The 6,344-nt window shown below is 69.3% G+C and carries 12 protein-coding genes; 4 read left to right on the top strand and 8 right to left on the bottom strand.

Annotation, left to right across the window (positions count from 1 at the left end):
- Positions 1–100: 100 nt before the first annotated feature.
- The 8 genes from ACFWXO_RS14290 to ACFWXO_RS14255 form a co-directional block, all read right to left on the bottom strand.
- A complete protein-coding gene (locus ACFWXO_RS14290) occupies positions 101–259 on the bottom strand; it encodes a hypothetical protein (RefSeq protein ID WP_380524109.1) in 159 nt (52 codons plus the stop codon).
- A 121-nt stretch (positions 260–380) separates the two neighbouring features.
- Positions 381–521, bottom strand: coding sequence for a hypothetical protein (locus ACFWXO_RS14285; protein ID WP_380524107.1), 141 nt, complete (start codon positions 519–521; stop codon positions 381–383).
- Positions 522–614: 93 nt separating this feature from the next.
- Positions 615–1,745: a methyltransferase domain-containing protein gene (locus ACFWXO_RS14280; protein ID WP_380524104.1), complete on the bottom strand. Its 1,131-nt coding sequence runs from the start codon at positions 1,743–1,745 to the stop codon at positions 615–617.
- Between the two features lie 215 nt (positions 1,746–1,960).
- Positions 1,961–2,809, bottom strand: coding sequence for a helix-turn-helix domain-containing protein (locus tag ACFWXO_RS14275; protein WP_380524102.1), 849 nt, complete (start codon positions 2,807–2,809; stop codon positions 1,961–1,963).
- A 10-nt stretch (positions 2,810–2,819) separates the two neighbouring features.
- Positions 2,820–3,338 carry a DUF6879 family protein gene (locus ACFWXO_RS14270; protein WP_380524100.1) on the bottom strand — a complete coding sequence of 173 codons (519 nt, stop codon included), beginning with the start codon at positions 3,336–3,338 and terminating at the stop codon, positions 2,820–2,822.
- A complete protein-coding gene (locus tag ACFWXO_RS14265; protein ID WP_380524098.1) occupies positions 3,319–3,582 on the bottom strand; it encodes a hypothetical protein in 264 nt (87 codons plus the stop codon). The genes ACFWXO_RS14270 and ACFWXO_RS14265 overlap by 20 nt, the downstream gene beginning before the upstream one ends.
- A 135-nt stretch (positions 3,583–3,717) precedes the next feature.
- Complete coding sequence (locus ACFWXO_RS14260) at positions 3,718–3,918, bottom strand: DUF397 domain-containing protein (RefSeq protein WP_380524096.1); 201 nt, start codon at positions 3,916–3,918, stop codon at positions 3,718–3,720.
- A 10-nt stretch (positions 3,919–3,928) separates the two neighbouring features.
- Positions 3,929–4,867: a helix-turn-helix domain-containing protein gene (locus ACFWXO_RS14255; RefSeq protein WP_380524094.1), complete on the bottom strand. Its 939-nt coding sequence runs from the start codon at positions 4,865–4,867 to the stop codon at positions 3,929–3,931.
- Positions 4,868–4,999: 132 nt separating this feature from the next.
- Between ACFWXO_RS14255 and ACFWXO_RS14250 the strand changes: the two genes are divergently transcribed.
- From ACFWXO_RS14250 to ACFWXO_RS14235, 4 genes are all read left to right on the top strand, one after another.
- The gene (locus ACFWXO_RS14250) at positions 5,000–5,368 is read left to right on the top strand and encodes an ATP-binding protein (protein WP_380524092.1); all 369 of its coding nucleotides are present in this window, start codon (positions 5,000–5,002) and stop codon (positions 5,366–5,368) included.
- A gap of 14 nt (positions 5,369–5,382) precedes the next feature.
- Entirely contained in the window at positions 5,383–5,616 is a 234-nt protein-coding gene (locus tag ACFWXO_RS14245) for a hypothetical protein (protein ID WP_380524090.1), read from the top strand.
- The gene (locus ACFWXO_RS14240) at positions 5,604–5,729 is read left to right on the top strand and encodes a hypothetical protein (protein WP_380524088.1); all 126 of its coding nucleotides are present in this window, start codon (positions 5,604–5,606) and stop codon (positions 5,727–5,729) included. Before ACFWXO_RS14245 ends, ACFWXO_RS14240 begins: the two co-directional genes overlap by 13 nt.
- 63 nt (positions 5,730–5,792) lie before the next feature.
- A complete protein-coding gene (locus ACFWXO_RS14235; protein ID WP_375889031.1) occupies positions 5,793–6,242 on the top strand; it encodes a hypothetical protein in 450 nt (149 codons plus the stop codon).
- Positions 6,243–6,344: the final 102 nt, after the last annotated feature.

Genomic DNA, 6,344 nt, shown 5'->3' with positions numbered 1-6,344 from the left:
CGTCGCAACCCGCTACGACAAGCGGGCCTACGTCTTCCATGGCACGGTCACCGTCGCAGCGATCCGCCTCTGGCTCCGACCATGATCCGCCGGACAGAACCTAGCCGTTCAGGTACGGGCAGGTGCCCGTCAGGATCTGCCACTGGGTGCAGAAGCCCGTCCCCCCGTCCCGGGGCGACGCGGCGGCAGCGGCGGCGGGCACGGCCAGCGCCCCGAGCAGGGCGCACACACTGAGGACGAGAGTGGCGATACGGCGCACGGAGGTGCCTTCCCACGAAGCGGCTGGACGGCCCCGGCCTACCCGCCGCAGTGCCCCGCACGCACGGTGTCGCCCGTGTGAGTGACGAACCCAGGCCGCCGCCCGCTCTGGGTCAGCGGTCTCAGTACAGGTCGGAGCTGCGCAGCCGCACCCACGCCAGGCTGTGGGTGGGCGGGCTGGTGAAGGAGATCGCGAGGCCGCCCTTGTCCTTCGCGCCCCGTGATCCCCCGGGGGCGCCGTGTAGAAGAGGATCATGGCGCACGGCGGCAGGTAAGCGATCAACGCGCCCGCCCGTCGGACTCCGACGGGCGGGCGGTGCGCTGGTCGAGGCGTCCAGTCGGGCTGCGGCCCGGGGTCAGCGCAGGGTGCTGCCGGGGTTGTCCAGCCACACGTGCTGGTCACCGCGGGCCGTGACGGTCAGGCCGAAGCGGGTCAGTTCCGGTCTGCCGTCCGCCAGCCAGGCGCGGCGGGCGGCCACCACTTCGTCCCACAGTCGGCGGGGCCCGCTCTGGTGGACGGCGTCGGCTCCGTGCCAGTCGTTGAAACGCACGGTCGCCCAGGACCCTGATTCGTCCGAGAGCCGGAAGCGGTGGGTGCCGACCGGGTCGGCCGCCTGCCAGGTGTGCAGGGTCCGGACGCCCGGCACCCGCAGCCCGACGGCGAACGCCGCGTGGACGTTCTCCTCGGCCAGGTCGGGGTCCATGGGGGACGGGCCCCGGCGGGCCGGAGGCAGGTCCGGGCTCGTGACCGTGTGGGGTCGCTGGGCCCGCATCCACATGAACGACACGTCGCCCACGAATCGCCCGTGCGAGTCCCGCCCCCGCTCGCCGACTTCCAGCCGCAGCAGCCCGGCGTTGGCGTACGGGGTGCCCCAGGGGGTCACGACGACCCCGCCGGGGCGGGTCTGCTCGATCCACGCGAGCGGCACCCGCTGAACGGCCGCCGTCGAGTGGATCCGGTCGAAGGGGCCACCGGCGGGGTGGCCGAGCAGACCGTCGCCGACGACCTGGCAGGGCTTCAACCCGAATGCCGCCAGGTGCTTCCCGGCGGTGGCGGCCACCACCGGGTCGACCTCGACCGTCGTGACGGCCCGGTCGCCGAGCCGGTGGCACAGCAGGGCGCTGGTCCAACCGGTGCCGGTGCCGACGTCGAGCACCGTGTCTCCGTCCGCTACGTCCAGGTGATGGAGCATGGACGCGACCAGGCGCGGCATGGATCCCGACGACGTGGCGACACCGGGTCCGTCCGCCCGTCCGTCGTCGAGCTGGGTGACGACCTGCCGGCCGGAGTTGACCTCGGTCCACCACCCGACCGGATCGGCGCCCTTGTCGACCAGGCGGTATCCGTTGGAGGCATCGCCGTCCTCGACCCAGATGCGGTCGGGCACGAAGGCAGAGCGCGGGGCGTGCTCGAAGGCGCCCCGCCACTCCTCGTCCAGCTCGCCGGCCTCCGCGAGACCGGCGAGCAACTGCGCGTACTCGTCCATCGGTTCGGGCTCACTTCTTAGGCGGGTCGGTGACGGGCTTGGTCCACTGGCCGTCCGACTCCTTCGGGGACTGCTTCTTGTCCCCGGACCCGCCGCCCTTGCCATCGCCGTGCTTGCCCATGTCGGCCACTCCCTCGGAGGTGCTGGAATCGATGGCAATACGCTAGGAGGGCGGGCGAGTTGGGATCCACGGGATTCTGCGGGATTGCACGACGTCACCCGATTGCAGCAATCGCGGCCGTGATCAGCGCACGAGCCTTCGAACCGTGGACCGCCATGCCCGCCAGTGCGGTGAACGTGTCGGCGTACATGGTCACTTCGCCGGGCTGGGTCAGCGTGAGGTGCCCGGAGACCAGCTCCACGTTCACCTGGGTCGCGTCGAAGATCCAGAACCCTTCCACGGGCATCCTCGTGCGGTGCATCCGGGTGGGGACGATTCCCACGCTGACATTCGGCAGAGTGCTCGCTGCCATCAGCTGCTCAAGCTGCTCCGCCTGGGTGTCGGCGTCACCGAGCCCGTTGCGCAGCACGGACTCCTCGATGAGGAAGGCGAAGCGACGCTGTCCCTCGCGGAGCACCTGTTGCCGTTCCATCCGGACCGCCACGGCAGCGGCCACGTCGTCGACCGGGACCCGCCTGAGCTGGACGGCGCGCAACACGTCCTCGGTGTACCGGCGCGTCTGGAGGAGCCCGGGAACGAGCCATGACGAATAGGCCCGGAACCGGTGCGTTCGCTCGAAGAGCGGCAGAACGGCCTCCTGTGCCCTCCGCAGGCCCGCCCGCTCCATGCGGCGCCACTCCACCCACATGCCTTCGACGGTCCGCAGCGAGGCCACCAGGTCCGCCGCCTCGTCCTCCCTGCCGCAGGCGCGGCACCACGCGCGCAGGTCGTCAGCGGACGGCGAGGTTCTGGCACTGGAGATCCGGGACACCTTGGACGGATGCCAACCGCACAGCGCCGCAAGCTGCTTGCCGTCCAGCCCGGCGTCCTGGCGCATCTCCCGAAGGCGATCCGCGAGGACCTTGCGGGCGGCTTGGACGTGAGACGATCCGGAATCGGGCATGGGGGTCAGGTCAGGTCAGCTCGTAGTCCTCGTGCGGCGTGGCCCGTTCCCAGACGGTCTCGAAGGCGGAGCCGACCAGTTGAACGGTGGCCCGGTCCGTCCGCCACTCCCGGTCGACGACCTCACCGGCGCCGGAGAAGTACGTGAACAGCACGGCTGATCCGTCGAACATCCAGAGGTCTGTTCCCGGCAGCGCGATGTCGGCAGCCCTCCGCCGGGGCAGCCAGCGGACCAGTTCGCCCGCGGCGATGTTGGCGAACGTGAGGTCATGCTCGTACCGGATGTAGTCCGTCACCGGCTCCGAGACGATGCGGGCCCGCCGCATGACCACGCCCCGCCCGGTCGTCTCGGCCGCGAGGTCGGCCCAGGAGCCCCACCAGCCGGGCAGCTTGGAGGGATCGCTGTCGTACCGGTGGCCGGCGCGCCAGCGGGCGAACTCCGGGTCGTCGGGCGTGTAGCTGTCGCGCATCTCCAGATGCACGGCGGAGCGCTGCGCCTTGGCCAAGCCCTCACGTACGGGGTACTTCACCGGTTCCGTCCTCCAGTCGCGGAATGAACTGCCGCATCACGGCGGGGAGCCGGACGATCGTCTCGTGATCAGGGACGCCCGTGCCGTGGCCGGGGATCGATCCGATCTCCTGGCACGCCTTCACTTCTTCCGCCGTGGCCTTGTAGGACTGGATCAGCAGGTCGCCGCTGTCCTCGTCCAGCCAGATCGTCGGCGAGTCGTCGACGGGGGTGTTCGGGATGATCCCCAGGAAACGCAGCCTCATGACCTCTCCCTGTATCGGGCCGGTCGCACTCAGTTGCACGACTATCGCCCCGGGCAGTCGATGAGCGCAAGAACCGCTGGTACGAACCCCGCCCGCTCGTTGGGGGCCAACGAGCGGGCGGGGGCGGGCGGTGGTTCAGGCGAGGTGGTCGAACTCGCCGGCCTTGGCCCCGAGGAGGAAGGCCCGGAGCGCGGCGGCCGAGGTGGTCAGGATGGAGAAGGGCTCGTCAGACTCGCGAAGGTGGCGGACGTCCTCAGCTCCGGCTGCGAGTTCAACGCAGCTGCCGCCTTCGTTCGAGCCGCTGAACGATGACTTTTGCCAACGGAGTTCGGACATCGGAAGCCTTTCAACTTTGCAGCAAGTAGAGAAGATGTCGAATGAGTCCCCACGAGTCGCGCGAGGAAAGCGTGTTGAGCGACTGGTCGACTGGAGGTAGAGCCAGCTCACTCAGCTGGTTGAAGGTCCTCCGGTAGGTCTCGATCGAATGCTGGTCGCCAAGATACTCGGTGTGGCTTGGGTGATCCACGACGACAGTGGAGAGGTCCGACGATCCGGGATCCACGAGCACAAATTGGCTGGTGTAGGGCGGCTTCTGTGTGGCAGTGAAGGGCAGGACCTGAATGCTGACGTTCGGAAGCTCTGAAATCTCCAGCAGATGAACGAGCTGTTCCCGCATGGCCGCATCGCCCGGGAATCGCATTCGCAACGCTGTCTCGTGGATGACAAATCGAAACTGGCGCAGTGGCAAGTCTGCGAGAATATGCTGCCGCTGCCTCCTGAAGTCGATTTCCGCCGCGACGTCCAACTCGCGCTGCTGGCTGGCATCCTTGTAGATCGCCTCGATGTAGGCGGATACCTGGAGAAGCCCAGGGATGAAGAACGTCTCGAAGTTGTCGAGCCTGGCGGCGCTGTGTTCCGTCTCGGCCAGGTCGAGTAGCAGGGTTGGCACGCGGTCCGCGAAGTCGGTCCACCAGCCCTTCCCTGTGCTCCGGCCCATCTCCGCGAGCTTCGCACGGTAGGTCGAGTCCGCACATCCGTACGCGTCGAGCCAGATCTTGAGACGTTCGGAGTTGAGCGTGATCCGACCGGCCTCGGTGTGGCTCACCGCCGGGCCCTTCATCCCTACAAGCGCGCCCGCCTCCGGCGCGGACAACCCTGCTGCCGTACGCAGGCGCTGCAACTCCTCGCCGAAGCGTCGTTGCCGCTGGCTGATCGGTCCCTTGTATGCCACTACCGGCCCCTCCTCGTCGGTGCAGTTTTCCGCATGGGTCGAGCTGCTCGCCACCGCGATCTCACCGCAGCATATGCAGCGTTGCTTGTTTGATTGCAGAGATGGCAACAGCTCCCCTACTCTCAGTGTTGCACCGGTCACATGACGGAACGTCAGTGACTCCCCTCCTCTCCCCAGGGGTTACTCATGTGTGCCTTCGTTCCCCCCGACTGCTCCGCCGCCCGCAGCGAGCTCTCCTCCCTCCTCTCCAGCGCCGGGTGGCCGCCCTCCCGCATCTCGGACGCCGAACTCGCCTTCCACGAGCTCTTCGTCAACGCCTGGGAGCACGCGGGCAGCCCCGCGCCGCTCTGCACCTTCTCCCTCTCGCCCCGCCGCCTCCGGGTGCAGGTGTGCGACGACAGCCCCCTGCTCCCGCCGCCGCCCGACCTCCCCGCCGACCCGCTCGCCCTTTCCGGGCGGGGGCTCCACCTGGTTCGCGCGCTCACCCACCGGTTCGGCGCCGATTCCCGCAAGCACGGCAAGGTCGTCTGGTTCGAACTGGAGCCCCTGGCATGAACCACCGTCGCCCCATGCAGCCCACCGATCCCCGGATCCGGGCCTACAGCGACGAGCACATCCGTACGCTCCTGGCCGAACTCCACGAGCGCGGCCGCAAGTTCGGTCTGGTCTTCCCGTCCGCGACCACCGACAAGACCCTCGACGGCCGCGTCCTCGTCCGCTTCAACACGGCCCCGGCGTCGACTCTCCTCAACCTGCTCACCCTGCTCCTCGACGCCGACCGCGAGCGCCCGTGCGGTTCCTGATCGCCGCCGCCTTCGCCGTCCTCCTCGCCCTGGCGCTGGCCACCGTCGCCCTGGGCGTGATCACCGCACTCAACGTTGCAAGACCCGACGAAGAGGAGTCCGGGGAGGTCTGACCTGAACCTCTACCGCCTCCTCTCTGCCGCCCAGCGCATCGCCGGTGTGGAACTCTGAGTCGCATGGACGAGGTTGCGAGCCGCCTGCGCGGCGCCTGGGAGTGGTGGCACGCCGCCATCGAGGACTCCCAAGAAGGCCACTGGATCCGCACCGACTTCGAGCGGGAGGTCGTGGACGACATCGCCGCCGTGACCGTCGGCGGCCCGGTGCCGTCCGGTGAACTGCCCTGGCGCGGCCGGCTGGCCCGCATGGCCGTGTGGGGCTCGGCCGTCCGGCTCGCCGCGAAGGCCGGGGGCTGGGAGCTGACGTCCGTCGTCGGGGTGGACCCGCCCCGGCCCGCGGGCATGGCCGAACTGCTCTCCGCCCTCTACGCCGTGGGGGAGCTGGGCGAGCTCTGGCTGATCCGGCTCAAGGAGGACGGCCCGCCGCCGGCGGTCCTCGCGGCGCGGGCGGAGGCCTTCCTCTTCGGGCCGGGCTCGGCCGAGGACCTCCGCCAGTTCTTCTACGACTGATCGATTCCCCGGAAGCTCCCGGAACGGGAAGTCGGCCCCGCCGACGTCCGGTGCGTGAATTCCCTGCCGCCCCAGCTGCAACCGAACACCCGTTTCCACCCG

The organism is Kitasatospora sp. NPDC059088, assembly GCF_042738155.1.
Taxonomy (GTDB): Bacteria; Actinomycetota; Actinomycetes; order Streptomycetales; family Streptomycetaceae; genus Kitasatospora.
Note: the sequence above shows the minus strand (reverse complement) of the source record. Positions and strands in the feature narration are given on the sequence as shown.

Excerpts from the sequence above, each read along its gene's own strand:
- ACFWXO_RS14245 (WP_380524090.1), top strand. The coding sequence starts at position 5,383 with ATGCAGCCCACCGATCCCCGGATCCGGGCCTACAGCGACGAGCACATC.
- ACFWXO_RS14265 (WP_380524098.1), bottom strand. The coding sequence starts at position 3,582 with ATGAGGCTGCGTTTCCTGGGGATCATCCCGAACACCCCCGTCGACGAC.
- ACFWXO_RS14250 (WP_380524092.1), top strand. The coding sequence starts at position 5,000 with ATGTGTGCCTTCGTTCCCCCCGACTGCTCCGCCGCCCGCAGCGAGCTC.
- ACFWXO_RS14260 (WP_380524096.1), bottom strand. The coding sequence starts at position 3,918 with ATGTCCGAACTCCGTTGGCAAAAGTCATCGTTCAGCGGCTCGAACGAA.
- ACFWXO_RS14280 (WP_380524104.1), bottom strand. The coding sequence starts at position 1,745 with ATGGACGAGTACGCGCAGTTGCTCGCCGGTCTCGCGGAGGCCGGCGAG.
- ACFWXO_RS14235 (WP_375889031.1), top strand. The coding sequence starts at position 5,793 with ATGGACGAGGTTGCGAGCCGCCTGCGCGGCGCCTGGGAGTGGTGGCAC.
- ACFWXO_RS14275 (WP_380524102.1), bottom strand. The coding sequence starts at position 2,809 with ATGCCCGATTCCGGATCGTCTCACGTCCAAGCCGCCCGCAAGGTCCTC.